Genomic DNA, 576 nt, shown 5'->3' with positions numbered 1-576 from the left:
AAAATGGCAAAAGGTAAATTCGAACGGACCAAGCCGCACGTCAACGTCGGCACCATCGGCCACGTCGACCACGGTAAAACCACGCTGACCGCTGCAATCGCAACGGTTCTGTCGAAGAAATTCGGCGGCGAAGCTAAAGCATACGACCAGATCGATGCAGCACCAGAAGAAAAAGCGCGCGGTATCACGATTAACACCGCCCACGTCGAGTACGAAACGGAAACGCGTCACTACGCGCACGTTGACTGCCCAGGCCACGCCGATTACATCAAAAACATGATTACCGGTGCAGCGCAGATGGACGGCGCGATCCTGGTGTGCTCCGCAGCTGACGGCCCAATGCCACAGACCCGCGAACACATCCTGCTGGCCCGCCAAGTTGGCGTTCCATACATCATCGTGTTCCTGAACAAGTGCGACCTGGTCGACGACGCAGAGCTGCTGGAACTGGTTGAAATGGAAGTGCGCGAGCTGTTGTCGAAGTACGAATTCCCAGGCGACGACCTGCCTATCATCAAAGGTTCGGCACGTATGGCGCTGGAAGGCAAAGAAGGCGAAATGGGCGTTGACGCAGTG

Annotated in this window: 1 protein-coding gene; it reads left to right on the top strand. The window is 56.6% G+C overall.

Annotated elements, in window-relative coordinates; translation table 11 throughout:
• Window positions 1-3: 3 nt before the first annotated feature.
• A partial coding sequence (locus K0F85_RS28345; protein ID WP_219119135.1) for a GTP-binding protein occupies window positions 4-576 on the top strand: 573 nt, incomplete at its 3' end.

The sequence above is a fragment of the Janthinobacterium sp. UMAB-56 genome (genome assembly GCF_900095265.1).
Taxonomy (GTDB): domain Bacteria; phylum Pseudomonadota; class Gammaproteobacteria; order Burkholderiales; family Burkholderiaceae_D; genus Janthinobacterium.
This window is presented reverse-complemented; position numbering and strand designations above follow the sequence as displayed.